This window comes from Variovorax sp. GW460-12-1-14-LB1, from assembly GCF_059423605.1.
The window spans coordinates 1-25,971 of the sequence record NZ_JBWKYF010000040.1 but is presented as its reverse complement, the minus strand read 5'-3'; the positions used below and the strand labels follow the sequence as shown (position 1 = coordinate 25,971).

Annotated in this window: 22 protein-coding genes; 13 read left to right on the top strand and 9 right to left on the bottom strand. The window is 68.0% G+C overall.

All coding sequences use genetic code 11. From position 1 onward, the window contains the following. The first annotated feature begins 28 nt into the window (after positions 1 to 28). The 7 genes from AC07Y4_RS19945 to AC07Y4_RS19915 all read left to right on the top strand — a co-directional run bounded on the left by AC07Y4_RS19945 (position 29) and on the right by AC07Y4_RS19915 (position 8,484). The gene (locus AC07Y4_RS19945) at positions 29 to 1,174 is read left to right on the top strand and encodes an ABC transporter substrate-binding protein (protein WP_487847869.1); all 1,146 of its coding nucleotides are present in this window, start codon (positions 29 to 31) and stop codon (positions 1,172 to 1,174) included. 188 nt (positions 1,175 to 1,362) lie between these two features. Then, a complete protein-coding gene (locus AC07Y4_RS19940) occupies positions 1,363 to 2,391 on the top strand; it encodes a branched-chain amino acid ABC transporter permease (protein ID WP_062478648.1) in 1,029 nt (342 codons plus the stop codon). Further along, the gene (locus AC07Y4_RS19935) at positions 2,388 to 4,289 is read left to right on the top strand and encodes a branched-chain amino acid ABC transporter ATP-binding protein/permease (protein ID WP_495274940.1); all 1,902 of its coding nucleotides are present in this window, start codon (positions 2,388 to 2,390) and stop codon (positions 4,287 to 4,289) included. The genes AC07Y4_RS19940 and AC07Y4_RS19935 overlap by 4 nt, the downstream gene beginning before the upstream one ends. Continuing rightward, complete coding sequence (locus AC07Y4_RS19930) at positions 4,286 to 5,017, top strand: ABC transporter ATP-binding protein (protein ID WP_487847872.1); 732 nt, start codon at positions 4,286 to 4,288, stop codon at positions 5,015 to 5,017. The genes AC07Y4_RS19935 and AC07Y4_RS19930 overlap by 4 nt, the downstream gene beginning before the upstream one ends. A gap of 58 nt (positions 5,018 to 5,075) precedes the next feature. Further along, entirely contained in the window at positions 5,076 to 7,136 is a 2,061-nt protein-coding gene (gene paaZ / locus AC07Y4_RS19925) for a phenylacetic acid degradation bifunctional protein PaaZ (protein ID WP_495274939.1), read from the top strand. Next, positions 7,136 to 7,894: an SDR family NAD(P)-dependent oxidoreductase gene (locus AC07Y4_RS19920; protein ID WP_307584170.1), complete on the top strand. Its 759-nt coding sequence runs from the start codon at positions 7,136 to 7,138 to the stop codon at positions 7,892 to 7,894. The genes paaZ and AC07Y4_RS19920 overlap by 1 nt, the downstream gene beginning before the upstream one ends. Before the next feature lie 29 nt (positions 7,895 to 7,923). Further along, positions 7,924 to 8,484 (top strand): methyltransferase family protein, encoded by a 561-nt coding sequence (locus AC07Y4_RS19915; protein ID WP_307584171.1) that lies wholly within the window; start codon positions 7,924 to 7,926, stop codon positions 8,482 to 8,484. On the opposite strand, the gene AC07Y4_RS19910 is transcribed toward AC07Y4_RS19915, so the two are convergent. From AC07Y4_RS19910 to AC07Y4_RS19890, 5 genes are all read right to left on the bottom strand, one after another. After that, positions 8,465 to 8,884, bottom strand: a complete 420-nt coding sequence (locus tag AC07Y4_RS19910; RefSeq protein WP_495274938.1) for a hypothetical protein — start codon at positions 8,882 to 8,884, stop codon at positions 8,465 to 8,467. The genes AC07Y4_RS19915 and AC07Y4_RS19910 overlap by 20 nt on opposite strands. A 5-nt stretch (positions 8,885 to 8,889) precedes the next feature. Then, positions 8,890 to 9,498 (bottom strand): flavin reductase family protein, encoded by a 609-nt coding sequence (locus AC07Y4_RS19905; protein WP_307584173.1) that lies wholly within the window; start codon positions 9,496 to 9,498, stop codon positions 8,890 to 8,892. A gap of 92 nt (positions 9,499 to 9,590) precedes the next feature. Beyond that, positions 9,591 to 10,067 carry a hypothetical protein gene (locus AC07Y4_RS19900; protein WP_062478668.1) on the bottom strand — a complete coding sequence of 159 codons (477 nt, stop codon included), beginning with the start codon at positions 10,065 to 10,067 and terminating at the stop codon, positions 9,591 to 9,593. Between the two features lie 49 nt (positions 10,068 to 10,116). After that, complete coding sequence (locus tag AC07Y4_RS19895; protein ID WP_159275013.1) at positions 10,117 to 10,842, bottom strand: hypothetical protein; 726 nt, start codon at positions 10,840 to 10,842, stop codon at positions 10,117 to 10,119. A gap of 257 nt (positions 10,843 to 11,099) precedes the next feature. After that, the gene (locus AC07Y4_RS19890) at positions 11,100 to 12,059 is read right to left on the bottom strand and encodes an AraC-like ligand-binding domain-containing protein (protein ID WP_139700034.1); all 960 of its coding nucleotides are present in this window, start codon (positions 12,057 to 12,059) and stop codon (positions 11,100 to 11,102) included. Positions 12,060 to 12,271: 212 nt separating this feature from the next. Here AC07Y4_RS19890 and AC07Y4_RS19885 point away from each other — a divergent pair, with 212 nt between their 5' ends. From AC07Y4_RS19885 to AC07Y4_RS19860, 6 genes are read left to right on the top strand one after another with little or no spacing between them, the layout of a single operon-like run. Beyond that, the gene (locus tag AC07Y4_RS19885; protein ID WP_159275014.1) at positions 12,272 to 13,462 is read left to right on the top strand and encodes an amino acid ABC transporter substrate-binding protein; all 1,191 of its coding nucleotides are present in this window, start codon (positions 12,272 to 12,274) and stop codon (positions 13,460 to 13,462) included. A 4-nt stretch (positions 13,463 to 13,466) separates the two neighbouring features. Further along, positions 13,467 to 14,345 carry a branched-chain amino acid ABC transporter permease gene (locus tag AC07Y4_RS19880; protein ID WP_495274937.1) on the top strand — a complete coding sequence of 293 codons (879 nt, stop codon included), beginning with the start codon at positions 13,467 to 13,469 and terminating at the stop codon, positions 14,343 to 14,345. Then, positions 14,342 to 15,274: a branched-chain amino acid ABC transporter permease gene (locus AC07Y4_RS19875; protein WP_495274936.1), complete on the top strand. Its 933-nt coding sequence runs from the start codon at positions 14,342 to 14,344 to the stop codon at positions 15,272 to 15,274. Before AC07Y4_RS19880 ends, AC07Y4_RS19875 begins: the two co-directional genes overlap by 4 nt. Then, positions 15,271 to 16,020 (top strand): ABC transporter ATP-binding protein, encoded by a 750-nt coding sequence (locus AC07Y4_RS19870; protein WP_495274935.1) that lies wholly within the window; start codon positions 15,271 to 15,273, stop codon positions 16,018 to 16,020. Before AC07Y4_RS19875 ends, AC07Y4_RS19870 begins: the two co-directional genes overlap by 4 nt. Next, positions 16,017 to 16,727 (top strand): ABC transporter ATP-binding protein, encoded by a 711-nt coding sequence (locus AC07Y4_RS19865; RefSeq protein WP_492693961.1) that lies wholly within the window; start codon positions 16,017 to 16,019, stop codon positions 16,725 to 16,727. Before AC07Y4_RS19870 ends, AC07Y4_RS19865 begins: the two co-directional genes overlap by 4 nt. Positions 16,728 to 16,765: 38 nt before the next feature. Next, the gene (locus tag AC07Y4_RS19860; RefSeq protein WP_495274934.1) at positions 16,766 to 18,217 is read left to right on the top strand and encodes an aldehyde dehydrogenase; all 1,452 of its coding nucleotides are present in this window, start codon (positions 16,766 to 16,768) and stop codon (positions 18,215 to 18,217) included. A gap of 49 nt (positions 18,218 to 18,266) precedes the next feature. On the opposite strand, the gene AC07Y4_RS19855 is transcribed toward AC07Y4_RS19860, so the two are convergent. From AC07Y4_RS19855 to AC07Y4_RS19840, 4 genes are all read right to left on the bottom strand, one after another. Continuing rightward, the gene (locus AC07Y4_RS19855; RefSeq protein WP_495274933.1) at positions 18,267 to 19,514 is read right to left on the bottom strand and encodes a hypothetical protein; all 1,248 of its coding nucleotides are present in this window, start codon (positions 19,512 to 19,514) and stop codon (positions 18,267 to 18,269) included. A gap of 9 nt (positions 19,515 to 19,523) precedes the next feature. Continuing rightward, entirely contained in the window at positions 19,524 to 21,662 is a 2,139-nt protein-coding gene (locus tag AC07Y4_RS19850; RefSeq protein WP_495274932.1) for a T6SS effector phospholipase Tle3 domain-containing protein, read from the bottom strand. Further along, on the bottom strand, positions 21,659 to 24,838 hold the full coding sequence (locus AC07Y4_RS19845; protein WP_495274931.1) for a type VI secretion system Vgr family protein: 3,180 nt from the start codon (positions 24,836 to 24,838) through the stop codon (positions 21,659 to 21,661). The genes AC07Y4_RS19850 and AC07Y4_RS19845 overlap by 4 nt, the downstream gene beginning before the upstream one ends. Positions 24,839 to 24,961: 123 nt before the next feature. Next, positions 24,962 to 25,849 (bottom strand): LysR family transcriptional regulator, encoded by an 888-nt coding sequence (locus AC07Y4_RS19840; protein WP_495274930.1) that lies wholly within the window; start codon positions 25,847 to 25,849, stop codon positions 24,962 to 24,964. Between the last annotated feature and the right edge of the window lie 122 nt (positions 25,850 to 25,971).

Genomic DNA, 25,971 nt, shown 5'->3' with positions numbered 1-25,971 from the left:
CCCCTTTCAACCCGGAGACAAACCAACCATGAAATTCTTCAAGCCCCTGCTGATCGCCGCCCTGTGCGCCACGGCCCTCTCGGCCTGGGCCGACGTCAACGTCGGCGTGACCATCTCGGCCACCGGGCCGGCGGCGTCGCTCGGCATCCCCGAGAAGAACACCATCGCGCTGATGCCCAAGACGATCGGCGGGCAGAAGATCAACTACATCGTGCTGGACGATGCCTCCGACACCACGGCCGCCGTGAACAACACGCGCAAGCTGATCGCCGAGAACAAGGTCGACGTGATCCTGGGCTCGACCACCACGCCGGCCTCGCTCGCGATGATCGACGTGGCCAGCGAGGCGCAGACGCCGATGATCTCGGTGGCCGCCTCGGCCCGCATCATCGAGCCGATGGACGCCAAGAAGAAGTGGGTCTTCAAGACGCCGCAGAACGACATCATGATGTCGCTGGCCATCGCCGAGCACATGGCCGCCAACGGCGTGAAGACGGTCGGCTTCATCGGTTTCTCCGACGCCTACGGCGAAGGCTGGGCGCAGGAATTCGCGAAGGCCGCCGACCTGAAGAAGATCAAGATCGTGGCCAACGAACGCTATGCACGCTCCGACACCTCGGTCACCGGCCAGGCGCTGAAGCTCATGTCGGCCAAGCCCGACGCGGTGCTGGTCGCCGGCTCCGGCACGCCGGCCGCGCTGCCGCAGAAGACGCTCAAGGAGCGCGGCTACACCGGCAAGATGTACCAGACGCACGGCGTGGCCAACGCCGACTTCCTGCGCGTGGGCGGCAAGGACGTCGACGGCACCTTCCTGCCGGCCGGCCCGGTGCTCGTGGCCGACCAGCTGCCCGCCAGCAACCCGGTGAAGAAGTCTGCGCTCGCCTACGTCGCCGCCTATGAAGCCGCCTACGGCAAGGGCACGGTCTCGACCTTCGGCGCACACGCCTGGGACGCGGGCCTCCTGATGAGCTCGGCCGTGCCGGTCGCGCTGAAGAAGGCCCAGCCGGGCACGCCCGAGTTCCGCGCTGCCCTGCGCGATGCGCTCGAGCAGACCAAGGACGTGTCGGGCGCGCACGGCGTGTTCAACATGACGGCTGCTGACCACCTGGGCTTGGACCAGCGCGCCCGCGTGATGGTCAAGATCGAAAACGGCGCCTGGAAATACCAACCCTGAGCTCGCCCCCAGGCTCCGCGCACTTCGTGTCGTTTCTCCTACCCCCTACCGGGGGCAACACCAGAGGCCCGGCAAAGCCGGTTCCTCGGTGTTCCTGGAACAGGTTGCGATGGTGTTTGTGGCAACGACCGCAATGACGGTCGCTCTTGATCTGATCTGACGCACGGGCTCCGCCCGAAGGTTTTCATATGGACTTGCAGATTGCCCTGTTGCTGGGGCAGGACGGCATCGTGAACGGCGCGGTCTACGGACTGATGGCGCTCGCGCTGGTGCTGGTGTTTTCGGTCACGCGCGTGATCTTCATTCCGCAGGGCGAGTTCGTCGCCTTCGGTGCGCTTTCCATGGCGGCGCTGCAGGGCGGGCGCACGCCGGCCACGCTGTGGCTGCTGGTGGCGTTGGGCGTCATGGCGCTGGCCGTGGAGGTGTGGCGCTGGAAGCGCGGCGCGACCATCGACTGGCGCTCGGCCTTCACCTGGTGCGTCGCCTTCCCGGCGATCGCCGCGGTGCTGGTGCTGGGCCTCAAACCCACGTCGATGACGATGCAGGCGGTGACCACGCTGGTGCTGATCGCGCCGCTGGGGCCGTTGCTCTATCGCCTGGCGTACCGCCCGTTGGCCGACGCCACGGTGCTGATGCTGCTGATCGTCTCGGTCGCGCTGCACGGCGTGCTGGTCGGCCTGGGCCTGTTCTTCTTCGGTGCCGAAGGTTCGCGCACCACGCCGTTCTCCGACGTGCGCTTCGACATCGGCGGCATCCCCGTGAGCGGGCAGTCGCTCGTGGTGGTGGGCGTCACGCTGCTCTTGGTGATTGCGATGTTCTGGTTCTTCGGCCGCTCCATGGTCGGCAAGGCGCTGCGCGCCACCGCCATCAACCGCGTGGGCGCGCGGCTCTCGGGCATTCCCACCGAGCTGTCGGGCGACCTGAGCTTTGCGCTTGCGGCACTCATCGGCGCGGTGTCGGGCCTGCTGATCGCACCGATCACCACGGTCTACTACGACACCGGTTTTCTCATCGGCCTGAAGGGCTTCGTGGCCGCCATCGTCGGCGGGCTCGCGAGCTACCCGCTGGCGCTCGCGGGCGCGCTGCTGGTCGGCCTGCTGGAGGCTTTCTCTTCGTTCTGGGCCAGCGCGTACAAGGAAGTGCTGGTGTTCACTTTGATCATTCCGGTGCTGTGGTGGCGTTCGCTGCGCAGCCACCATGTGGAGGACGAGGAATGAGCGCGCCGTCGACTTCATCTTCGCCCGCCACCGCCGCGCACGCGGGCCGTCCGCTGGTCACGCCGCGCACCCTCACGCTGGTGTGCATCGTGGCACTCGCGCTGGCCTGGGGCTGGCTGCCCGACTTCACGGTCGCGGTGCTCAGCAACATCGGCCTGTACGCACTGGTGGCCGCCGGACTGGTCATGCTGACCGGCGTGGGCGGCATGACCTCCTTCGGCCAGGCCGCGTTCGTCGGCATGGGCGCCTATGCCACCGCGTGGATCTGCACCTCGCCCACGGCCGCGGGCTGGCTCGGCGGCATCGCCGGTTCGGCGCTGGTGCCGTGGCTGGGCCTGCTGCTCGGGCTGGTGCTGACCTTCGCGCTGGCCTGGGCGCTCGGCGCGGTCACGCTCAAGCTGTCGGGCCACTACCTGCCGCTGTGCACCATCGCCTGGGGCCTGAGCCTGTACTTCCTGCTCGGCAACATGGAGTTCCTGGGTGGCCAGACCGGCATCACGGGCGTGCCGCCGCTCGTGGTCGCAGGCATCTCGCTGGCCACGCCGCGCGCGCTCGGCGTGGTGATCTGGACCGTGCTGCTGCTGGCGCTGTGGGCGCTGCACAACCTGCTCGACTCGCGCGAAGGCCGCGCCATCCGCGCGCTCAAGGGCGGCCGGCTCATGGCCGAGTCGATGGGCGTCGATACGGCGCGTCACCGCATCAAGCTGTTCGTGCTGGCCGCGCTGCTGGCGGCCGTGTCGGGCTGGCTCTACGCGCACATGCAGCGCTTCGTGAACCCGACGCCGTTCAACCTCAACATCGGCATCGAGATGCTGTTCATGGCGGTGGTCGGCGGCGCGGGCCACCTGTGGGGCGCGGTGCTCGGCGCCACGCTGATCACGCTGCTCAAAGAGAAGCTGCAGGACATCCTGCCCGCGCTGCTGGGCACCAGCGGCAACTTCGAAGTGGTGGTGTTCGGCCTGCTGATGCTGTTCGTGCTGCAGCGCTTTGCCGACGGCCTGTGGCCCACGCTGGCGCGGCTCGTGAGCCGCTGGGTGCGGCCGGTGGCCAAGGCGCCCGCAGCCAACGCAGCCGCACCGGCGGCGCAGCTCGCGCAGCGCGTGCTGCCGGCGGCGGGCACGATGCTGTTGCAGGCCGATGCGGTCAGCAAGCGCTTCGGTGGCCTCATCGCCAACAACGACATCTCGATGACGCTGAAGGCCGGCGAGATCCACGCGCTGATCGGACCGAACGGCGCGGGCAAGAGCACCTTCTTCAACATGATCTCGGGCGTGGACGACCCCAGTTCGGGTGAAGTGCGGCTCGAAGGCGATGCCATGTCGGGCCGCCCCTCGCGTGCCTTCGCGGCGCGCGGCCTGGGCCGCACCTTCCAGCACGTGCGCCTGCTGGGCCAGCGCAGCGTGGTCGAGAACGTGGCGCTCGGTGCGCACCTGCGCGCGAAACGCGGCTGGCTCGCGGCGATGCTGCGGCTGGACCGCGCCGATGAGGCTGCGCTGATGGCCGAAGCCCGCAAGCAGATCGAGCGCTGCGGCCTGGGCGCGCACGCCGACACGCCGGCCGCCTCGCTCTCTCTGGGGCAGCAGCGCGTGGTCGAGATCGCACGCGCGCTCGCCGGCCAGCCCTCAGTGCTGCTGCTGGACGAACCCGCCGCCGGCCTGCGCCACCTGGAAAAGCGCGCGCTCTCCGAGCTGCTGGGCCAGCTGCGCGCCGAAGGCCTGGGCATCCTCGTGGTGGAGCACGACATGGAGTTCGTGATGAACCTCGCCGACCGCATCACCGTGCTCGAGTTCGGCACCGTGATCGCCACCGGCACGCCGGCCGAAGTGCAGGCCAACCCGCGCGTGCTCGAGGCCTACCTCGGTGGCGCCGACGACGAACTGCTGGAAGACGCCCGATGAGCCACCCTATTCTTCAACTCGAAGATTTCTGCGTCGCCTACCGCACCGTCGAGGCGGTGCACAGCGTGCGACTGCACGTGAACGAAGGCGAGATCGTCACCGTGATCGGCCCCAACGGCGCCGGCAAGACCACGCTGCTGTGCGCGGCCATGGGCCTGCTGCCCTCGACCGGCAAGCTGTCGCTCGACGGCGAGCGCATCGCACGCCCGGGCGTCGAGACCATGGTGGCGCGCGGCGTGGCGCTGGTGCCCGAGCGGCGCGAGCTGTTCGGCGAAATGTCGGTCGAAGACAACCTGCTGCTCGGCGGCTTCTACCAGTGGCGCAAGGGCCAGCGCGACCAGCGCGCGCGCATGGACGAGATCTTCGAGATCTTCCCGCGCCTGAAGGAGCGCCGTCCGCAGATGGCCTCCACGCTCTCCGGCGGCGAGCGCCAGATGCTGGCCATCGGCCGTGCGCTCATGGCGCGCCCGCGCCTGCTGATGCTCGACGAACCGTCGCTGGGCCTGGCCCCGCTGGTGGTGCGCGAGGTGCTGCGCGTGGTGTCGCAGCTGCGCAAGCACGGCGTGTCGGTGCTGCTGGTGGAACAGAACGCCCGCGCCGCGCTGCAGGTGGCCGACCGCGCCTACGTGCTCGAGATGGGCGCCGTGGCGCTCGAAGGCAATGCCGGCGATCTGCTGCACGACCAGCGAATCATCGATACCTACCTGGGCATCGGCAACAAGAAATAACCCCCGCGCAGCGCGCGCTCCGCGCCGCTGCGCCTTCCCTCTTCAAAGGACACGCGCCATGACCACCCTTCAAAGCTACATCGCCGGCCGCTGGATCGGCCAGGAAGCCGCGCAATCGCTGCGCAGCGCCGTCAACGGGCAGGCCGTTGCGAGCACGCACGCCGAGGCCATCGACTTCGCCGAGGCGCTGGCGCACGCGCGCGGCGTCGGCATCCCCGCGCTCATGAAGCTCGACTTCCAGCAGCGCGCCGAACGCCTGAAGGCGCTGGCCAAATACCTGGCCGCGAACAAGGAAGCGCTGTATGCCGTGTCGGCCCACACGGGCGCCACGCGCGCCGACGGCTGGATCGACATCGAGGGCGGCGCCGGCACGCTCAGCGCCTACGCCAGCATCGGCACCAACGAGCTGCCCTCGGGCAACCTCGTGCACGAAGGCCCGGCCTTCCCGCTGGGCAAGAAGGGCGGCTTCGCGGGCACGCACATCCTGGTGCCGCGCGGCGGCGTGGCGGTGCACATCAACGCCTTCAACTTCCCGGTGTGGGGACTGCTCGAGAAATTCGCGCCCAGCTTCCTGGCGGGCATGCCCTGCATCGGCAAGCCGGCCACGGCCACCAGCTACCTCACCGAGGCGCTGATGAAGCTCATCGTGCAGTCGGGCATCCTGCCCGAGGGCAGCCTGCAACTCGTGATCGGCAGCACGGGCGACCTGCTCGACCGCCTCGAAGGGCCCGACGTGGTCACCTTCACCGGCTCGGCCGACACCGCCGCCAAGCTGCGCGTGAACGCGAACCTGGTGCGCCAGTCGATCCCGTTCAACGCCGAAGCCGACTCGCTCAACTGCGCGATCCTCGCGCCCGACGTGACGCCCGACGACGAGGAGTTCGATCTCTTCGTGAAGGAAGTGGCGCGCGAGATGACCATCAAGGCCGGCCAGAAGTGCACCGCCATCCGCCGTGCGATCGTGCCGCGCCAGCACCTCGATGCGGTGGCCGAGAAGCTGCGCGCGCGCCTGGCCAAGACCGTCATCGGCGACCCGTCGCGCGAAGACGTGCGCATGGGCGCCCTCGCCTCGCGCGACCAGCAGGCCGACGTGGCCGAGCGCGTCGCCACGCTGCTGCAGGGCGCGGAGCTGGTGTACGGCGAACGCGACGGCTTCTCGCCCGTGGGCGACGGCGTGAGCGAAGGCGCGTTCTTCGCGCCCACGCTGCTCTTGAGCCGCAAGCCGCTCGAACACGACGCCGCGCACGACGTCGAGGCCTTCGGCCCCGTCAGCACGCTCATGCCCTACGACGGCATCGACGAAGCGTTGGCGCTGGCCGCGCGCGGCAAGGGCAGCCTCGTGGGCACGCTGGTCACGCGCGACCCGGCCATCGCCGCCAAGGCCATTCCGGTCGCTGCCGCCTGGCACGGCCGCCTGCTGGTGCTCGATCGCGAGGCCGCCGCCGAATCGACCGGCCACGGCTCGCCGCTGCCGGTGCTCAAGCACGGCGGCCCGGGCCGCGCGGGCGGTGGCGAAGAACTCGGGGGCCTGCGCGCCGTGAAGCACTACCTGCAGCGCGCCGCGCTGCAGGGCTCGCCCACCATGCTCGCGGCCGTGACCGGCGAGCACGTGCGCGGCGCCGCGCTGCGCGAGAGCGAGGTGCACCCCTTCCGCCGCTACTTCGAAGAACTGCGCATCGGCGACTCGCTGCTCACGCACCGCCGCACCGTGGGCGAGGCCGACATCGTCGCCTTCGGCGGCATCTCGGGCGACTACTTCTACATGCACTTCGACGAAGAGGCGGCCAAGGCCTCGCCCTTCGGCAAGCGCATCGCGCACGGCTACTTCGTGCTGTCGGCGGCCGCGGGCTTGTTCGTGTCGCCCTCGCCCGGCCCGGTGCTGGCCAACTACGGCCTGGACACGCTGCGCTTCGTCAAGCCCGTGGGCATCGGCGACACAATCCAGGCGCGCCTGACCTGCAAGCGCAAGATCGACCGCAACAAGAAGGACGCGAGCGGCCAGGGCCAGGGCGTGGTGGCCTGGGACGTGGAGGTGACCAACCAGCTCGGCGAACTGGTCGCGAGCTACGATATCCTGACGCTCGTCTCCAAGAAACCCACCACCCCAAGCTCCACCTGATGTTCGATCTCACAGGAAAAGTCGCGCTCGTCACCGGCGGCAACGGCGGCATCGGCCTCGGCATGGCGCAGGGCCTCGCCAAGGCCGGCGCCCGCGTCATCATCGCGGCGCGCAATGCGCAGAAGTCGGCCGCCGCGGTCGAATCGCTGAAGGCATTGGGCAGCGACAGCTTCGCGCTCGCGCTCGACGTGACCGACGAAGCCTCGGTGCAGAAGGCCTTCGACGAGGTCGCCGCGCGCTGCGGCCGGCTCGACATCCTCGTCAACAACGCCGGCACCACGGTGCGCAAGCCCGTCGACCAGCTCGCGCTGGCCGAGTGGCACCAGGTGATGGACACCAACCTCACCAGCGCCTTCCTGTGCAGCCGCGCCGCGCACCCGCACCTGAAGGCCGCGGGCGGCGGCAAGATCATCAACATCGGCTCGATGATGTCGATCTTCGGCGCGCCCTACGCGCCGGCCTACGCCGCGAGCAAAGCCGGCATCGTGCAGCTCACCAAGTCGACCGCGCTCTCGTGGGCGGCCGACCAGATCCAGGTCAACGCCATCCTGCCGGGCTGGTTCGAGACCGAGCTGACCGACGGTGCGCGCACCCAGATCCCGGGCCTGTACGAGCGCGTGAAGGCGCGCGCCGCGGCCGGCCGCTGGGGCCAGCCTTCGGACATCGCAGGCACCGCCGTGTTCCTGGCCAGCGCCGCCTCCGACTACGTGACCGGCACCGCCATCCCGGTCGACGGCGGGTTTTCGATCTCCGGCTGAGTCTTGCGGGCCGTGTAAATTCGGCCGCCATGCTCCTCTGGTTCCAGCTTTTCCTTTTCGTCGCCGGCACGGCCGCGCTGCTGTACGTGTCGCGCGGGCCGCTGAGCCAGCCCGGCTCGCACGGCTTCTACCGCTTCTTCGCGTGGGAATGCATGCTGGTGCTGATCGTGCTGAACCTGCCGGTGTGGCATGTCGATCCGCTCTCGTTCACGCAGCTGCTCTCGTGCGTGCTGCTGGCGCTGTCGATCTGGCTGCCGATCCACGCGGTGCGGCTGCTCAAGGCGCAGGGCAAGCCGAGCGAGGCGCGCAACGACGACCCGGCCCTGTACGGCTTTGAAAAGACCTCGGCGCTGGTGACCACCGGCGCCTTCCGCTACATCCGCCACCCGATGTACACGGCGCTGATGCTGCTGGCCTGGGGCGCGTTCCTCAAGCAGTTCACCTGGCTCACGCTGGCGCTCGTGCTGATGGCCACGCTGTTCCTCTTCCTGACGGCGCTGCGCGACGAGAAGGAATGCCTCGCGCATTTCGGCGACACCTACCGCGACTACATGCGCGGCACGCGGCGCTTCATTCCTTTCGTGCTGTAGCGCCGGGCGCTTCGGACGCGCCCTCTTCTTTCCTCGCGCCCCACCAGGCCACGAGCACCAGCCCGCCCTTGCGCACCAGCAGCACCGCCATGACCACGAGCACGGCCCGCGACGCCACGTAGCCCGCGATACCGAGCACCGTGGACGGCAGCGGCTTGGACGCCCAGAAGATGACCCAGGCCGCCAGCCCGGCCATCGCCAGCCCGCCGACGACCAGCATCACGCCACCCACCATCCACGTGAGGATCGCGAGCCGCGCGGCCAGGCCGGTCAGGCGGTCGGCGCCGGGCCAGTCGCGCCAGGTCCACAGCGCGGCCAGGCCCAGCGACCCCATCATGGCCGCCAGCAGGCCCATGAGGCTGTAGCCGACCACGGTGATGATCTGGTTCAGGTCCGGCATGCAGGCTACGGTGTCAAACGCGGCAGCGTCTTCGCATCGACCGCCTCCCCGTCCACGATGAAGTGCCCGCCCGCCACATGGTGCAGCGTGCGCAGGTCGTCGTGGCCCTCGAAATGCCAGCGCCCTTCGGAGAACACGCGCGCGTCGGCCTGCGCCGCGATCACCTCGCCCAGGAACAGGTCGTAGCGCTGCTGGATCGGCGGCTCGGGCAACAGCCGGCATTCGAGCCAGGCCGCGCAGCCCTCGAGCAGCGGCGTGCCGGTGGCGTCGCCCGCGAAGGTCGCGAGGCCGTAGGCGGCGAACTTGTCGCTGCCGTCGCGCTCGGCGATCTCGCGGCCCGAGCTGTTGCCCAGCGCCTCGGTCAAGTCGAGCTGCGCGCGCGTGGGCACCTGCAGCGCGAAGGTGCCCGCGCCTTCGAGCAGCACGCGCGTCCAGGTGCTCTTGTCGAGCACGACCGCCACCTTGGGCGGATCGAAGTCCAGCGGCATCGCCCACGCCGCGGCCATGATGTTGCGCCGGCCGTCGTGCGCGGCGCTCACGAGGACGGTCGGGCCGTGGTTCAGGAGACGGTAGGCCTTGTTCAGCGGAACCGGCCGGCGATAAGAGGCATTCATGCGCGGGAGGCTCGCGAAAGCGAGCCCGGAGGATGGCGGCCCGCCAGCCTACCAGCAGGCGCCGGGCTGCTCAAACGCCCGGTTGTTGCCCGTCACGCCGCATAGGCGTCGCACAGGGCGAGGTACTCGTCGCCCGAAATCTCCAGCGCCGTCGCGCGGCGCAGCACGCGGGCCTTCGGCTTGGGCAGGTCGGTCTTGATCTGGATCTGCTTGCCGATGGGAATGCCCATGTAGTCCTGGTTGACCCAGGTGTTCTCGACGATGTTGTGCCACGGCAGCAGCAGGCCGTTCTCGAAGGTCAGGCCCTGGCGGCCGATGACGAAGGCAGGCGTCGCGATGTTGGCCAGCGTGCGGATGCACTTGACGGCCAGCCACGCGGCCAGCAGGCCGAAGCCCGCCGCGATGAGGATGCCGATGTTCTTGTCCTGCGCGCGGATGCACAGCACGGCGAGCACGACCGCCACCACCACCCAGAGCGTGGCACCGGCGATCAGCCGCGTGCGGGAGTAGAAGACGGGGCGGTCCTGGCGGGTTTTTTCCTGTTGGCTGGCGGAGCTGTAGATTTCCATTTTGGAGTCGCTGTACTTTGGAGATTGAAGAAAGAAAAAGAAGAGGGAGTCACGCCGACGGCAGGCGTTGCATGAGGCAGCTCATCAGCACCGGCTCGTTGTCGATCTTCGAGCGATCGATCTTGCGGGTCTTGCCGTTGGCGACGATGAGCAGGTGCTCGTCGACGTCCATCGCTTCGGCGTCCGACTGCGTGCGGATCGTGTCGATGCTCGACCACGCGATGAGTTGGCCCTTGTGCACCAGCCCTTCCGCATTGAGCGCCAGCGCGCCGAAGGGCACGGTGTCGCCCGCATGCAGGCGCCGCTCGACGTCGTGCCGCAGCACTTCGCCCACGGCCTCTTCCACTTCGGCGACGAGCGCATACGGGTCGTCCCACAGGTCGAGCCGCAGGCGCAGCGTCTGGCCATCGCGGGTGGTGAGCAGCAGGTGGTTGCGGTTGTGGCGATGGCGCAGCCGCGTCACGTCGGCAAAGGCGATGGTCTGCGTGCCCAGCTGCAGGCCGTGCGCGGTCAGCGTCAGCACCTGCGGGGTGCGCAGCCACGCGAAGAAGTCGCTGCCCTTCCAGCAGATCAGGTAGATCGCCGCCGGGATCGCCAGCACCAGCACGAAGAAGGCGCCCTTGTAGCGCACGAAGTCCGGCGTGATGAGGTACGGAAGGATGTAGATCTTGGCCGGCACCAACACCATGGCGCAGAAGACATAGATCGCGGCCAGGCCGGCCAGCACACAGTAGAACGCGTAGCGCGGAAAGATGCGGTCGTGACGAAGGGGCATGTGAAGCAAATACCCAATGCGTCGACAACGGGCGTGGTGGCGTGGAGCTGAATTGCGCGCACGACCATACCAGCGGGAAGCGTCGCTCTCGAGGCTTCGCATGCGTTAACGCATCTTTTTTTTGAGCCGAGAACGCCCGCCGAGCAACCGGTTAACCGAGAAGCTTTAAGTTTGATGCCCGCTTCGACACAAGCGCTGCTTAAGCATTCATGGCAACTCTGCAAGCAACGCGCGGTGTGCGATGCGCACCCGCGCAATCAGCGCGGCAACGTCGCCTGCCGCCTGAACTCGCTCGGGCTGCCGCCCGTGTGCGCGCGGAACACGCGGCTGAAGTGCGAGAGGTTGCCGAAGCCCGCGCCCAGCGCGATGTCGGTGATGGAGCGCGCGGCGTTCGCGGGGTCGATCAGGTCGCGGATGCTGGCCGCCAGCCGCTGGTGCTGGATGTAGCCGGTGAGCGTGTCGTCGTCGCCCGCGAAGGCCTGGTGCAGCAGGCGCTTGCTGCAACGCAGGGCCAGCGCCATGCCGTCAATGGACAGCGCCGGGTCGCGCAGGTTCTGCGCCACGTGGCGGTGGATGCGGTCTTTCAGCGCCTCGCGCTGGGTCTGGGCGGTGCTGCGGCCCGCCAGCTCCATGAGCGACAGGCGCACCAGCTGGATCAGCAGCTCGCCCGCGCCGCGCGCGGCGGCCTCGCTCATGTGGGGCAGCTCCAGGTAGGTGTTGCGCATGGTCTCCAGCGCCACGCGCGAGATGCCGCTGTCGCCGCCGATGCGCCGCGCCACGAGGTCGCCCAGCGGCAACGCGGGCGAGGCGATCTGGTCTTTCGGCAGCATCACGATGAGGTGATCGCTGCGCTCGGGATTGGCCACGGTGTAGTCGAGCGTGGTGTCGTACAGCGTCCAGCCGCCCGCGCGCACCGCCGCCGCGCGCCCGCGCTGCGTGACCTCGGCCGAGCCCTGCCAGGGCGCGACGATCTTCAGGTAGGGCGCATCGCTCAGGCGCGCCATCTGCGGCGTGCGCAAGACGCGATGCCGGTTGGCCTCGAGCCGCGTGAGGATCACGTCGCCCGCGTGCGAGGACGCCAGGTGGCCGTCGAAATCGCTGTCGCCATACAGGTCGGAGCCGAGGCCGCCGAAGTGGCGCCACACCCACTCGCACCACAGCGGCCCGCGTTCCTTCGGCGGGATGGCGTCGGTGGACAGGAGCAGGGACGCGGTCATGGGGCGAAAGCAGTGAAGACGAAAGATTGCAACACGGCAGCAGGATGCCGCGCATTGTGGAGTGCCCGCAAAGCCCTCGCCTTTGCGGGTTAACCACTAGACGCCTGCACGCTGCGTCAAGTGCTTTGTGCGCGGCAGGCACAGCGGCAAAGGGCGTGCGTTTCTACGATCCCGGTCAGCGGGCGCATACCGACGCCCGGAAGGAGACCTCCATGCTTCACCCCACCCGCCGCCACTGGATCCAGGGCACGGCCACCGCGCTGGGCGCGGCCGCCGTCGCGCCACAGCTGTTCGCGCAAAGCGCCCCCGTTCGCATCGGCTACGCCATCGCCCGCACCGGCCCCTGGGCCGCGGGCGCGCAGGTGAGCCAGGAACCCAACTACCTGCTGTGGGCCGAGCAGGTCAACGCCGCGGGCGGCCTGTCGGTGAAGGGCACCAAGCGGCCCATCGAGCTGATCGGCTACGACGACCGCAGCGAGACCGAGACCTGCGTGCGCACGTTTGAAAAGCTCATGGGCAGCGACAAGGTCGACCTCGTGCTGCCGCCCTGGGGGTCGGGCGCCAACTTCGCGGTCGCGCCGCTGGCCAACCGCTTCGGCTACCCGCTGCTCGCGCCCACCGCCCTGTCGCGCAAGCTCATCGACATGCGCCTGCCCTTCTTCTTCTCGCTCTTGCAGCAGCCCGACAAGATGATGGGCGCGCTGGTCGACATGCTGGTGGCGCAGAACGTGAAGACCATCACCATCGTCTACATGGACGACCTGTTCGGCCTGGAGAACTTCGCGGCGCTGAACAACGCGCTGAAGAAGACGCAGATCCAGGTGCTCGACCGCAAGAGCTACCCGCTGGGCGTGAAAGACCTCGCGCCCGTGCTGCGCACCATGAAGGACCTGAACCCCGATGCCTTCATCGGCATCACCTACCCGCCGGACACCATCCTCGCGAGCCGGCAGGCGCGCGAGGTGGGCTTCAACCCGAAGTACTTCTACGCCTCGGTGGGCACCGCCTTCCAGCTCTACAAGAACGTGATGGCCGCCAACACCGAGGGCGTGATCGGCATGGGCTCGTGGAACGGCAAGACCAGCCCCGAGGCCAAGGCCTACTTCGATGCGCACACCAAGAAGTTCGGCAAGGAGCCTGACCGCTGGGCCAGCGGCCACGCGTGGGCCGGCCTGCAGATCCTGCAGCAGGCGGTGGAGAAAGTGGGCCTCGATCGCAAGGCGCTGCGCGAGCAGATCGCGAAGAACGAGTTCAAGACCATCCTCGGGCCGATCCGCTTCGAGGGCAGCGAGAACGCGTCGATCCCCGGCACCGTGTCGCAGTGGCAGGGCAGCGACTTCGAAGTGGTGTGGCCGAAAGACCGCGCCACCGCCCAACTGATGCCGAAGCCGGCCTGGAAATAACAGCGTGTCGTTCTCTGGATGGGCCGAGCTCCTGGCCGGCGGATTGATCACGGGCGGCATCTATGCGCTGGTGGCCATCGGACTGAACCTGCAGTACGGGCTGATGCGCATCATGAACATCTCGCACGGCGAGTTTTTGATGCTCGGCGCCTTTCTCACCTGGTGGGCGCACACGGCGCTGGGCATTTCGCCGCTGGTGTTCATGCCGGTGGCTTTCGTGCTGCTGATGGCGCTGGGCATGGCGGTGCACTGGCTGTGCTTCCGGCAGGTGGCGGCGCGCGCGCCGAACGTCGACGTGTTCGAGGCGCGCAGCCTGATGGTCGGCTTCGGCCTCATGTTCTTCGTGCAGAACACCGCCCTGCTCGTGTGGGGCGGCGACCTGCGCGGCTACGACTACCTGGCCGAGCCGGTGCAGCTGGGCGAGATGCGCTTCACCGCCAACAAGCTGGTGCTGTTCGGCGTGGCGCTGGCGCTGAGCCTCGTGCTCATCGCGCTGCTCAAGCTCACGCTGCTGGGCAAGGCGGTGCGCGCGCTGATGCAGTCGCCCACCGGCGCGCAGCTCGTGGGCATCAACACCAGGCGGCTGCACCCGCTGATGCTCGGCATCGGCCTGGGCCTGTCGGGGGTGGCCGGTGCCCTGCTGTCGATGACCTACGAGATCTCGCCCTCGATGGGCGAGCCCTACACCGTGACGGCGCTGATCGTCATCACCCTCGGCGGCTTCGGCAGCATCGCGGGCAGCCTCGTCGGCGGCCTGCTGCTGGGCGTGGTCGAAGCGCTGGGCATGCACTACACGAGCCCCTCGCTCAAGATGCTGCTGTCGTATGCCGTGTTCATCGGCGTGCTGATCTGGCGGCCCAACGGACTGTTCTCCAGAAGATGAATTCCCTCTTTCAAAACAAACCGTGGTGGGTGCTTTGCATCGGCCTCGTGCTGGCGGCCGCCGTGCCGTGGGTCGCGAGCGAGTTCATCGCCTCGGTGGCGCTCGGCTGCCTGATGTACATCGCGCTGGCCACGAGCTGGTCGCTGTTCTGCGGTGCCACGCGCTACCTGTCGCTGGCCACCTCGGCCTTCTTCGGCCTGGGCGCGTATGCGAGCGCCACGCTGCTCGAGGTGCTGCCCTGGCCATTGGTGATCCTGAGCGGCGCGGCCATCGCGAGCGCGGTGGCGGTGCTGATGGGCGCGGCCGTGCTGCACCTGCGCGGCACCTACTTCGCGGTGCTGACCTTCGGCATGACCGAGCTGATCCGCCATGCCGTCACCTTCGTGGAGAAGCAGGTCTCGGGCACCGTGGGTCGCGTGCTCACGGTGGTGCCATCGAACGAGACGGTGTACCTCACGGTGCTGGCGATTGCGGGCACGGCCATTGCCACCGCACTGCTCGTGAAGCGCAGCCGCTTCGGCCTGGCGCTGGCCGGCATCGGCGCCGACGAGCAGCGCGCGCAGACGCTGGGCGTGGACACGCGCCGCGTGAAGATCGCCGGCTTCGCACTCACCGCCGCCTTCGCCGGTGCGGTGGGCGCGGCGATGGCTGTGCGCTGGACCTACATCGAGCCGGCCGCCGTGTTCAGCCCCTTCATCGGCTTCCAGACCGTGCTGATCGCGATGATCGGCGGGGCCGCCAGCATCGGCGGGCCGGTGGCCGCGGCCATCGTGTTCAGCCTGCTGTCGGAGACGCTGCGGCTGCAGCTGCCCTACGGCTACATGATGGTGCTGGGGCTGCTGCTCATCCTGTGCGTGATGTACCTGCCCAACGGCCTCGCGTCGCTGTGGCAGCGCAAGGCGGCCGCGTTGCGGAGGCACGCACCATGAAGGCCACGCCGCTTCTCGAAGCCCGCGACCTCACGGTGCGCTTCGGTGGCCTCACCGCCGTCGACGCGGTGAACGCCACGCTGCATGCGGGCGAGCTGGTCGGCATCATCGGCCCCAACGGCGCGGGCAAGACGACCTTCTTCAACGCGATCTCGGGCGTGGTCATGCCCACGTCGGGCCGGCTGCTGGTGGAAGGCGATGTCGACCTCACGCGGCGCGGCCCGCACCTGTACGCCGCCCACGGCATCGCACGCACCTTCCAGACGCCGCGCGTGATGGCCGACATGACGCTCGAGGACAACGTGCGCTTCGGCATGCAGTTCGCGGGGCGCCGCCGCGCGCCCATCGCGGGCCTGGGCAGCACCGGCGAGATCCTCGACATGCTGGGCCTGGGCGGCCTTGCCACGCAGATCGCGGCCGACGTCACGCCCTCGCAGCAGCGGCTGCTCGAGATCGGCATGGCGCTGGGCACGCGACCGCGCGTGCTGCTGCTGGACGAGGTGGCGGCCGGCCTCACCGAGGCCGAGGTCGATGCCATGGCGCGGCGCATCCGCCGCCTGCGCGACGACCACGGCCTCGCCGTCGTGTGGATCGAGCATGCCGTGACCACGCTGTTGAAGTACGTCGAGCGCGTGCTGGTGCTGCACCAGGGCCGCAAGATCGCCGACGGCACGCCGGCCGAGGTCGTGCGCAATGCCGAGGTGGTCGAGGCCTACCTGGGCGACGAGATGGAGGCCACGGCATGAGCACCACCCAGATGACCGTGCGCGGTCTTGCGGCCGGCTACCACGGCTTCCAGGTCATCCAGGGCCTGGACCTCGACGTGACGCCCGGCGTCACCGTCGTGCTCGGGCCCAACGGCGCGGGCAAGACCACGCTGCTCAAGGCGCTGGCGGGGCTCCTGCCGCGCACGGGCGACGCGGTGCTCGACGGTGCGGCGCTGCCGTCCGCCGATGCCACCGCCTGCGTGCGGCGCGGCCTGGCGCTGGTGGCCGAGGGCCGCCAGCTGTTCCCGCAGATGACCGTCACCGAGAACCTCGAACTCGGCGGCTGGCTCATTCCCGCGCGCCTGCGCGCCGAGCGCCTCGCGCGCGCCTTCGACGACTTTCCGCGTTTGAAGGAACGCGCCACGCAGCTCGCCGGCACCATGAGCGGCGGCGAGCAGCAGATGGTCGCCGTGGCGCGCGCCCTGATGAGCGGGCCGCGCCTGCTGATGCTCGACGAGCCCTCGCTCGGCCTGGCGCCGCGCATGGTCGACGAGCTGCTCGCCATCGTGCGCCGCATCGCCGACCAGGGCGTGACCGTACTCATGGTCGAGCAGAACGTGCGCAAGGCTTTGCAGGCCGCCGACCGCGGCTACGTGCTCGAGCGCGGCCGCGTCGTCGCCTCAGGCGAAGCGCAGGCGCTGCTGCATTCCGACGCCGTGCGCCAGGCCTACCTGGGCGTGGCCTGAACACCCCTCTTCCTCTTTCTTTCTTGCAAAGGACACCCATGACCGACATCTCCATGCTCATCGACGGCGAACGCCGCGCGGCCACCGGCGGCGCCACCTTCGAGCGCCGCAACCCGCTGGACGGCGGCATCGCCACGCGCGCCCCCGCCGCCACACCCGCCGACGCCGTGGCCGCCGTCGACGCCGCGCAGCGCGCCTTCGCCACCTGGTCGCAGACCGGCCCCAACGAACGCCGCGCCCTGCTGCTCAAGGCCGCGCACGCGCTCGAAGCGCGTGCCGACGCCTTCGTGCAAGCCATGGCGCGCGAGACCGGCGCCTCGGCGCTGTGGGCGGGCTTCAACGTGCATCTGGCGGCCGGCATCCTCACCGAGGCCGCGTCGCTCACCACGCAGATCGCGGGCGAAGTCATTCCGTCCGACGTGCCCGGCAGCCTCGCGATGGGCGTGCGGCAGGCCGCCGGCGTGGTGCTGGGCATCGCGCCATGGAACGCCCCCGTGATCCTGGCCACACGCGCCATCGCCACGCCGCTGGCCTGCGGCAACACCGTCGTGCTCAAAGGCTCCGAGCTGTGCCCCGAGACGCATGCGCTCATCATTGAAGCGCTGGCCGAGGCCGGCCTGCCCAAGGGCACCGTCAACTTCGTGACCAACGCGCCCGCCGACGCGGGCGCCGTGGTCGAGGCCATGGTCGCGCACCCGGCCGTGCGGCGCGTCAACTTCACCGGCTCCACGCGCGTGGGCCGCCTCATCGCGCAGACCTGCGCCACGTACCTGAAGCCTGCCGTGCTCGAACTCGGCGGCAAGGCGCCCTTCGTGGTGCTCGACGACGCCGACATCGACGCGGCCGTGAACGGCGCGATCTTCGGCGCCTTCGCCAACTCGGGGCAGATCTGCATGTCGACCGAACGCCTCGTGGTCGACAACGCCGTCGCCGACGAATTCGTCTCGAAGTTCGCCGCCCGCGCAAAGGCCTTGCCGCTCGGCGACCCGCGCGAAGGCCCCGTCGTTCTGGGCTCGGTCGTCGACATGAGCACCGTGACCCGCTGCAACGCCCTGATCGACGACGCCCTCGCCAAGGGCGCCGTGCTCGTGTGCGGCGGCAAGGCGCAGAACACGCTGATGCCCGCCACCGTGCTCGACCACGTCACGCCCGCGATGACCATCTACCGCGAGGAATCGTTCGGGCCGGTGAAGGCGGTCGTGCGGGTGAACGGGGTGGAAGAGGCGGTGGCGGTGGCGAACGACAACGAGTTCGGCCTGTCGTCAGCGGTGTTCGGCCGCGATGTGGCGCGTGCGTGGAACGTGGCGCAGCGCATCGAGGCGGGGATCTGCCATGTGAACGGGCCGACGGTGCATGACGAGGCGCAGATGCCGTTCGGGGGTGTCAAGTCGTCAGGGTACGGGCGGTTCGGTGGGCGATCCGGCGTCGAAGCGTTTACGGAGCTGCGGTGGATTACGGTACAGACGACGCCTCGGCACTATCCATTCTGACAAGGGCAACAGCGTCTGTCAGAACCGAGAAAGTGCCCCGCCGGAAGACTCAGATGTCTTTCTTCCCATCCAACCGCTTGCCCCACCACGGTCGATTGAATTGGCTGAACGTGGTCGCATAGCGGAACTCCTGGCGCTCCGGCGGTGGCGTGTGATTGGGCGGCGGAAGCACCACGATCGCGCGCGCCGAGCCAGGGTCTTGCGTGCTCACGTACATCACGGGGTGGTTGCGCCGATGGGCCGCATAGCTGGCCATCAGCAAAGAGAAACTGACGGTGTTGGCGCCCAGGTCGCCCAGCAGCGACACCATGTCAACGTTCTGTTCAACATCGTCGAAGTCATCGATATCGATCTTCAGGTCATGAAGGGCACGGGTGAGCAGAACCAGTCGTGCCGTCGCGTCCTTGGTGCCGCGTCCCGCGTCGCGCACCCAGGTTCCGATCTGCTTGGGTGCGATACCTGCATTGGCAGCGGCTTGCTCGATCGCCGCGCGATAGGCCACGGATGTCTTGGTGTCGCCCTTGGCTTCAGGCTTCATGTCGTCGATCGACACTTGAGCGGGTGCATACCAGTTAACCAACGGCGTGCGACCCGTAGCGAAACCCGGATTGGCCAGCATCAGGAGGACCGCGGCTTCGTTGGGTTGCTCGTCCTTCGGCGCATTCGGTGCGTCGGCCGAGGTCATCCACATCCCTTTGTTGGGAGTTTGGCGAACGTAGTCGAGAGAAGCAAGAAGGCCGGACCAACCATCGGTACTTGGGACCAAAGCCAAGTCGGGGCGGGACTCCCCGCCGTACGAGTGATAGCCCGACTTCCAGATGCCCTGCGCCAGCGTCTCGTCAACGTAGTTCGGTTCGAAGGTTGACACGACCTTGAGACCGTTCATTCGGATTCCATTCCACAGGAAAAAGTGGAATCCCTCGTAGGTCGTTCGGTTGTAGTTGCTGATTGGTAGAGAGAAGGCGGCACAGGTTTCTTTGGTCAGAACCTCTGCGAAATGTGAACGTCTTGTCTTGCCGCCTGTCCCGTCCACGGGTGCCCAGATTTTCTTGGGTGGCAATCCGCGTGGCCCGGGGTTCAAAAATCCCGGCAGGTTGAACTCCAACGGATAGCCACGTTGAGTCAGTGGCGAGATCAGGTTTGCTCCGATCAACTGTGCTACTGGCTGAGCGCTCATGGTCGCACGAGCGACCTCAGGCGCGGTGGCGGCAGCCACTCCCTGACTTTTCCCCCATCCCAATGCGGAAAGTAGTCCCATCACTGCTCCCTTGGCCAGAAGTTCTCGGCGTTGTTGCATTTCATTTCCTCAGTACAGAAAACCCAGAGGAGGGCCTTCGCGCGCGTCTTCAATACCTTTGGCTTGATCGCGCATGTGCTCTAAGTTGTAGTACTCATGAAGCCTGTGTTGCATTCGATCCGGTGTCTCATATGTCCCATCTCTGTAATACGTATAGAACCTGTTTGATTCTTCTTCGGGCTTGTCTGAAATAAACCGCCAATGCGCAATCTTCCGGAACCTCACCCAATCCTCCGGGCTCAACCAACAGTTCCCCACCGCCACGTCATACGCAAGCACACACCGCGCATGCTCGGCATTGGTGAGGATGGTCGAGTGGTCCGTTGCGTTGGGGTTCTCGTTGATCATCCTCTGACGGTCTTTGTGTTCGTCTTCGTCTGTCTTGATATCGCCTTGCGCGCGGTGCATGCGAACGCGCGCATTGTGTTCATAGATCAGCTCACCCTGGCTTTGTGCATCGCCCTTGCCCTGCCCGCCATACAGCGTTCCAGTTTCGGGGTTCGCAGCATTCAGGGCATCGCGCGAACCGTCCTTGCCTTGGTCGAAGTCTCCGACGGTTCCATAGCGAACGCTTTGCGGCATGACGGGCTTGCGCAAGTAAGGCGCAGAGACCGGCACGGCATAGCCCTTGTCCGGCATGGCGCTGGCACTGATGCCGCCCATGGCGCGGGTGATCACATAGAACAGCGGTGACGCCAGCCACGACACCACCCGGCTCGGCAAAGTCTGCGAGGGATTGAAGTCCAGTGAGTACTTCACATGCTCGGGCTCCGGCACCCAGAACTTCTTGGGGTCGTGGTTGTCCTCGTGATACCGGTAGGTGCGCCCCCAGGCCTTGTCGCCGACCTGCAGCGGCTTGCCATCGCGCCGGGCCTGGGCCCACACCCGCTGGAACATGGTGCCCGCCGGGCTCGGCTCCTTCGCACCTTCGGGCATGACTGTCACGTCGACCTTCTTGAGGGTCGCCAGATCGAGGCCCTTCCAGCCGATGCCCTGAACCGGACTTGCCGAGATGACCTGGTCGTGCGGGTTGCAATAGAGAAAGATCTTGCCTCGGTTGTCCCGGTCCTTGGATGGGTCTTCCGGCGGGTCGACCCAGAAGGCGCCCAACTCCCACAGAGGCTTTCCGCTTTCCTTGTCCTTCAGGCCGAGCCAGGCATTGATCTCTTCGCGCTTCTGTTCCGCCGCGGCCCGGGCCTCGACCAACGCGATGAAATTCTTCAGGGTCGCGACGCGCGCCTCGGGCGTCACGGCGCCCTTCTTCCCGGCGTGGCTGCGTTGGCTCCGGTTCACGACCTTGTCCATGAAATTGATCCCGGTCGAATAGGGCGGGTTGCACATGACATAGGTGTCGGCAATGGCCTTGCCGCCCGATTCCTTGTCGTTGCTCCCCAGGAATGCAGCGCCCAGCGACACCATGTTGCCCTGGCTGTGGCAGACCACGGTGATCGGGCAGTCGGGTTGTGCCTTGCGAATGGCCTTGATGAGTTCCTTCAACCGGTGCGCCGCATGTGCGAAGTAGGCACGCGGAGGCGACGCGTAGATCTCGCGCCCTTCGACAGGCAGCATGTTGGTGTAGATCCACCAGAACGCGCGGTCGTTCAGCCCCAGCCCCCACATGTCGGCCAAGGTGGCCGTGCCGTTCTGAAACGGGCCACCGCCCCAGGCGTCGAACTCGTCGAGAAAGATGCGCTCCTGCCAATACTCGGCGTTGTCCTGTTCGTTGGTGCCGTCTTTCGCCGCAGCCTTGAAGCCCCAGCGAAAACGGATCACCGGCGAGCGTGCCTCGCTGCTTTCGTCGATGTACGACTTCGTGCTGAGACTCTGGTCCAGCCTGCCATCGGGTTGAACCTCGGGCTTGTAACGCACGGCCGCCAGCGTCGAGCCGGCAGCCGCGCCCTCGACCCAACCCAGGCGCTCCATCAGGCCCTGGCACAACCCCGCCTCGGTCTGCTCGTACCACTCGCCCGTGGAATTCACGCCGTGCACGAGGATGATCACGCCCGGAATCGGTGACTTGGCCAGCAACTCCTGTCGCGGGTCGAAGCTCTTTCCGGTCGACACGCGATCGTCGTTGGCGAGCACGTAGTTCTCTGCACTGACCGGCGCTCCCTGTGCAGGCGCTGCGTTTGTCGATTCGTCTGTCATGCGTGTCGTGTCCGGAGGAATTCGATCTTCATCGTCTCGAAGCCATCGAAATCGGTGATCGCGGTTTCGCCCTTGTCGTTGGAGATCCCTTCAATGACCTGGCCGTTGGCACGGGTGATGCGGTACCTTTGCTTCGGTATGGGATGACCATCGATCTCGCGCACGAGAACAAAGGAGCGATGGCTGCCGCCCGACTTCGGAAAAGCTGGCAGGTCTGCCCCCAGGCTCGTCGGCCCGGCCAACTTCCGCTGCACCGAGTGATAAGTGATCTTCCCCGGACACTCGAAAGTGATGTCCCCATCCTGCAGCGTGATCGACGCGCCCTGCGCCGTCGCGATGCGGATCTTCTTCTTGGCCGCGAACTCCACCGTCTGGTCGGTGCTGGCGATCTTCAGGGCCTCCTTGGCCTGCACGCGCAGTTCGTCGTGCTGCGCCTGGAAGTCCAGGTCGTCGTTGCCCGCGATGACCGACAGGCCCGCTTCGGCATCGGCCTTCTGCGCCCCGGCCAGCACCCCGATGGCCTGGCCGCTGTGCACGCGCAGCACGTCGGCCAGCGCCAGGTTGATGTCGCCGCCGCTGGCCAGCGTGGCGGTCTCGCCGCTGACGACCTGCAGCTGCTGGCCCGCCACCATCGCCAGGCCTCCGCGTGCGGCCAGTGCGATCACGGCGTCGCTGGTGTGCGGCACCTTGCCCTCGCCGGTGGCGATGGCCTTGTCTGCTGCATCGGTGTAGGCGGCATCGAGCGCATCGGCAGCGACCATGCCGCTGGCGGTGCGCTCCATGGCGGCGTACGGGTCGCGTTCCTTGTCGAGCTGGGATTCGTTGGCCTTGCTGGCCCCGATGTGCCCGGCCAGCTGCACGGTCTCGTGGGTCTTGGCCGCATCGCTCAGGGCCTGGCCCAGCTGCTGCACCTGCTTGAGCAGCGCCATGCCGGCGGCGAAGTCGCCCACGGGCTCCAGCTTCTGGCCGCCTGCGCCGTGGTAGGTGCTCAGCAGCACGCCCTTGCCGCCGCGCAGGGCCGCATAGCCGTCGGTGCGCAGCTCCAGGCCCTGGCCTCGGAAGCTGCCGCGGAAGTTGTCGGCCTGGTGGATCAGGTGGCCCAGGTTCAGTTGGCTGTGGGCGGTGCTGGCGTGCAGCTGCACGCGCAGCTGCTGGTTCGAATCGTCAAACACCAGCTGGCTGAAGCCCTCGCCGCCGAACTCCTTGGTCTTGAAGCCACTCAGGACGGCTGCATTGCGGTGGCCCTTGTCGTCGGCGCTGGCGCCGTGCCAGGGCGGGGCATGGCCCGCCGCCAGGTTGGCCTGGGCGCTGGGCGAGGCGTTGTTCGCTTGGGCGAAGACGTCGTTGCTGTCGGTGCTGCCCTGTTCGCTGTCGCGTGACGCACCGCCGGGCGTGGGGGCGATGCCGCCGTCGCCGCGGCCGTTGTACAGCGCGCCGACGATGACGGGTTGGTCCACATCCAGGTCGACGAACTTGACCAGCACTTCCTGCCCGATGCGCGGCAGCCACTGCCAGCCCATGCCGGGGCCGGCCTGGCGCTGGGCCACGCGGATCCAGCGGGTGCTGCGGTTGTCCTGGGCGTTGTCTCCATTGCTGCTGCTGTTGCCGTTGTCGCTCGATCCGTTCTGCCAGTGGAAGCGCACGCGCACGTCGCCACGGTCGTTGCAGTACAGCTCGTCGGCGCCATTGGGCGAGGTCTCGCCCGAAGGCCCGACCACGATGGCGCTGTGCACGCCGCTGGCCGTGGGCCTGGCGTGCAGGCGGGCACCGTCGGCCGCCGCCAGGGCCGAGCGCCAGGGGCGCGGGGCGTGCACGCCCGAGAAGCTGTTGGCGTAGCCCTGGGCCTGGGCGATTGCCAGGCTCTGGGGCTGCGGGTGGATGTCGCTGTCGTTGCTCGTTGCCACTGCTGTAGACACCAGCCCGAACACATCGGCCTCGGCCGTCACGGGAGCACACGGCTGGTCAAACACGAGGTGTTCCGTCAGCGCACCCAGCTGCGCCGCAATCGACGCGGCCGTGTCCTTGGGCAGGTTGTTGATGCCCACATGCTCGATGGTGTCCAGCAGCAGTGCCGGCTTGGCCTGCAGCCCGAGTGCAGGCGCGTCGTCGATCTCGAGGCGCGTGCCCGCGCGCAGGGTGCGCACGGTGCTGTGGCCCAGCATCAGGTCGGCGCGGCATTCGGCCGCTTCCATCATCAGGGCCGCATAGCGCTCGACGGTGCGGTTGGTGTCCCAGCCACGGCTGCGGTCGTTCAGGCCGAGCACGTCGTCGTATTCCAGGCGTGGGGCGTTCTTGCCGCCGACCGGAAAGCGCGCCGGGGCGCTGCCTGTGAGCTGGCGCTTGCCGTCGACGTTCCAGGCGCTCAGGTGCACCTGAGCCACCGACTGGCGCATGCGCCGCACCAGCGCCTGCACGGCGTCGCTGCGCTCCTGCGAGTTCTTGCGGTGAAAGCGAACGGGCGAGCCCGCATCGGCGGGCTGGGTGTCGTTCGACGCAAAGATCACGAGCTTGTGGCCGGTCGGGGCCTGGGCGTCTTCCTCGATGCGCCACGCCAGGCCTTCTTCGGCCAGCAGGCGCGAGAAGAAGTCGTAGTCGCTCTCGCGGTACTGGGTGCAGTAGGTGCGAACGGGGGCGTCGGCCAGGAAGCTGTTCACTTCGGAGGAGAAGGCCCAGCTGCCCGCTTCGGCGTACGGCGCCAGCACGCGTTCGATGATGTCTGCCACGCTGCGCTGCTGGAAGACTTGGCTGCGCCCTTGCTGGGTGGCCAGCCAGAGCCAGGGCACCAAGGTCAGGCGGTAGCGCGCCAGGCCGCCGTCGGCGCCGAGTGACTCGACGGCGCGGATCAGGCCGGTGCGTCGGCCCATGGAGCCGTCGGCCAGCACGGTGACCAGCGTCAGCGGTTGATCGATCAGCGATGAAAGCGCCAGGTCCGCGCGCAAGCTCAGGCACACGATGCGCAACTCGAACAGCTGTGACACCGCTTCGCGCTGCACCCAGCCTTCCACGCGCAACGCCTCGATGCTCTCGCGGGCGGCACTGTTGGAGGACGAGGAAGCACTCGGCGCTTCGAGGCGATACAGCCGCGCCGTCTGGCTCAGCTCGGCCCACAGGGCGCTGCGGTCAGCGGATGGTGACGACGAACGCATGCGCACAGGCACGCTGCCGTGGTTGGACATGAAACTCCCCGAACTTATTTTTCTTCCCCGCGTTGCGCGGGGTGGCATGCGTCCGATTGTCGGAGTCCCGGTGGCCCGAGCGTAAGTACCTGAAAGTAGCACCCGGCGATGCAGGACGGCGCCTCAAGCCGGCGAATGCACGCCGCTGCCCTGCCTCCCCTCTTCCGCTGCCGCCACCAGCCGCAACCCGGCGCGCACGCGCGCCAGCGTCTCGTTCTCGCGCTGCGGCGCATACACGGCGTGGGCCGAATGCGAGAACTCGGGCGCACCCTCCACCAGCCGCAACCGGCCGTCGGCCAGGAAGGGCCGCGCGACGCCGATGCGGAAGTAGCCCGCACCGCCCACGGCGAGCAGGTAGGTGAGCGCCAGCGGCCCGAGCGAGATCGACACGGGCGCATGGGCCAGCTCCGGAAACGCGGCCTCGTGGTTGGCCGCGAAGGCCGGGCCCCAGTCGACCGACACGTAGCGCGTGCGGTCGAGCCGGCCTTCGGGGTCGGTGGTGACCATCACCAGCCGCTCCTCGGCCAGCAATTCGGCGACGAGGCCGGCGCGCTGCGGCGGGTTGTAGAGCACGGCCAGGTCGAGCGCGCCGCCCTGCACGGCGTCGAGCAGGCGCTGCGCGCTGTCGACCTCGGCGCGCAGCGCGATCTCGGGGCAGACGCGGTGCATCCAGATCAGCCAGTCGGCCAGCAGCGGATGCCACAGGCTGGGCTCGCTGCCCACGCTCACGCCCTCTTCGATCCCCGGCGGCAGCGCCACATGCTGGCGCGCCCGCTCCCACACCTGCACCAGCGTGGTCGCGTGCGCCACGAAGCGCTCGCCCGAGGCGGTGAGCCGCGCGCCGGCCTTGTTGCGCACGAACAGGCGCCGTCCGAGCTGGTCTTCGAGCAGGCGGATGCGCGCGCTGACGGCGGTCTGCGTCAGGTGCAGCCGCTCGGCCGCGGCCACGAAGCTGCCGGTGGCCGCGACTTCGAGAAAGGTGCGGGCGAGGCCGATGTCCATCGGATTCATATTAGTTTTTTTGCACTCATTTGCAATGAACATTCATTGGCTTGGGGAGAAGCATCGGTTCACCATGGGCAGGCACACGTTTCCAGGAGCCTTGTCCCATGCGTCCCCTGCCGCCCATGCCC

What these genes read in the sequence shown, in the direction of transcription:
- AC07Y4_RS19875 (WP_495274936.1), top strand. Translation starts at nt 14,342, where the DNA reads ATGAATTCCCTCTTTCAAAACAAACCGTGGTGGGTGCTTTGCATCGGC.
- AC07Y4_RS19855 (WP_495274933.1), bottom strand. Translation starts at nt 19,514, where the DNA reads ATGCAACAACGCCGAGAACTTCTGGCCAAGGGAGCAGTGATGGGACTA.
- AC07Y4_RS19895 (WP_159275013.1), bottom strand. Translation starts at nt 10,842, where the DNA reads ATGCCCCTTCGTCACGACCGCATCTTTCCGCGCTACGCGTTCTACTGT.
- AC07Y4_RS19870 (WP_495274935.1), top strand. Translation starts at nt 15,271, where the DNA reads ATGAAGGCCACGCCGCTTCTCGAAGCCCGCGACCTCACGGTGCGCTTC.
- AC07Y4_RS19840 (WP_495274930.1), bottom strand. Translation starts at nt 25,849, where the DNA reads ATGAATCCGATGGACATCGGCCTCGCCCGCACCTTTCTCGAAGTCGCG.
- AC07Y4_RS19900 (WP_062478668.1), bottom strand. Translation starts at nt 10,067, where the DNA reads ATGGAAATCTACAGCTCCGCCAGCCAACAGGAAAAAACCCGCCAGGAC.
- AC07Y4_RS19945 (WP_487847869.1), top strand. Translation starts at nt 29, where the DNA reads ATGAAATTCTTCAAGCCCCTGCTGATCGCCGCCCTGTGCGCCACGGCC.
- AC07Y4_RS19935 (WP_495274940.1), top strand. Translation starts at nt 2,388, where the DNA reads ATGAGCGCGCCGTCGACTTCATCTTCGCCCGCCACCGCCGCGCACGCG.
- AC07Y4_RS19930 (WP_487847872.1), top strand. Translation starts at nt 4,286, where the DNA reads ATGAGCCACCCTATTCTTCAACTCGAAGATTTCTGCGTCGCCTACCGC.
- AC07Y4_RS19920 (WP_307584170.1), top strand. Translation starts at nt 7,136, where the DNA reads ATGTTCGATCTCACAGGAAAAGTCGCGCTCGTCACCGGCGGCAACGGC.
- AC07Y4_RS19850 (WP_495274932.1), bottom strand. Translation starts at nt 21,662, where the DNA reads ATGACAGACGAATCGACAAACGCAGCGCCTGCACAGGGAGCGCCGGTC.
- AC07Y4_RS19845 (WP_495274931.1), bottom strand. Translation starts at nt 24,838, where the DNA reads ATGTCCAACCACGGCAGCGTGCCTGTGCGCATGCGTTCGTCGTCACCA.
- AC07Y4_RS19860 (WP_495274934.1), top strand. Translation starts at nt 16,766, where the DNA reads ATGACCGACATCTCCATGCTCATCGACGGCGAACGCCGCGCGGCCACC.
- paaZ (WP_495274939.1), top strand. Translation starts at nt 5,076, where the DNA reads ATGACCACCCTTCAAAGCTACATCGCCGGCCGCTGGATCGGCCAGGAA.
- AC07Y4_RS19910 (WP_495274938.1), bottom strand. Translation starts at nt 8,884, where the DNA reads ATGCCGGACCTGAACCAGATCATCACCGTGGTCGGCTACAGCCTCATG.
- AC07Y4_RS19915 (WP_307584171.1), top strand. Translation starts at nt 7,924, where the DNA reads ATGCTCCTCTGGTTCCAGCTTTTCCTTTTCGTCGCCGGCACGGCCGCG.
- AC07Y4_RS19865 (WP_492693961.1), top strand. Translation starts at nt 16,017, where the DNA reads ATGAGCACCACCCAGATGACCGTGCGCGGTCTTGCGGCCGGCTACCAC.
- AC07Y4_RS19885 (WP_159275014.1), top strand. Translation starts at nt 12,272, where the DNA reads ATGCTTCACCCCACCCGCCGCCACTGGATCCAGGGCACGGCCACCGCG.
- AC07Y4_RS19905 (WP_307584173.1), bottom strand. Translation starts at nt 9,498, where the DNA reads ATGAATGCCTCTTATCGCCGGCCGGTTCCGCTGAACAAGGCCTACCGT.
- AC07Y4_RS19890 (WP_139700034.1), bottom strand. Translation starts at nt 12,059, where the DNA reads ATGACCGCGTCCCTGCTCCTGTCCACCGACGCCATCCCGCCGAAGGAA.
- AC07Y4_RS19940 (WP_062478648.1), top strand. Translation starts at nt 1,363, where the DNA reads ATGGACTTGCAGATTGCCCTGTTGCTGGGGCAGGACGGCATCGTGAAC.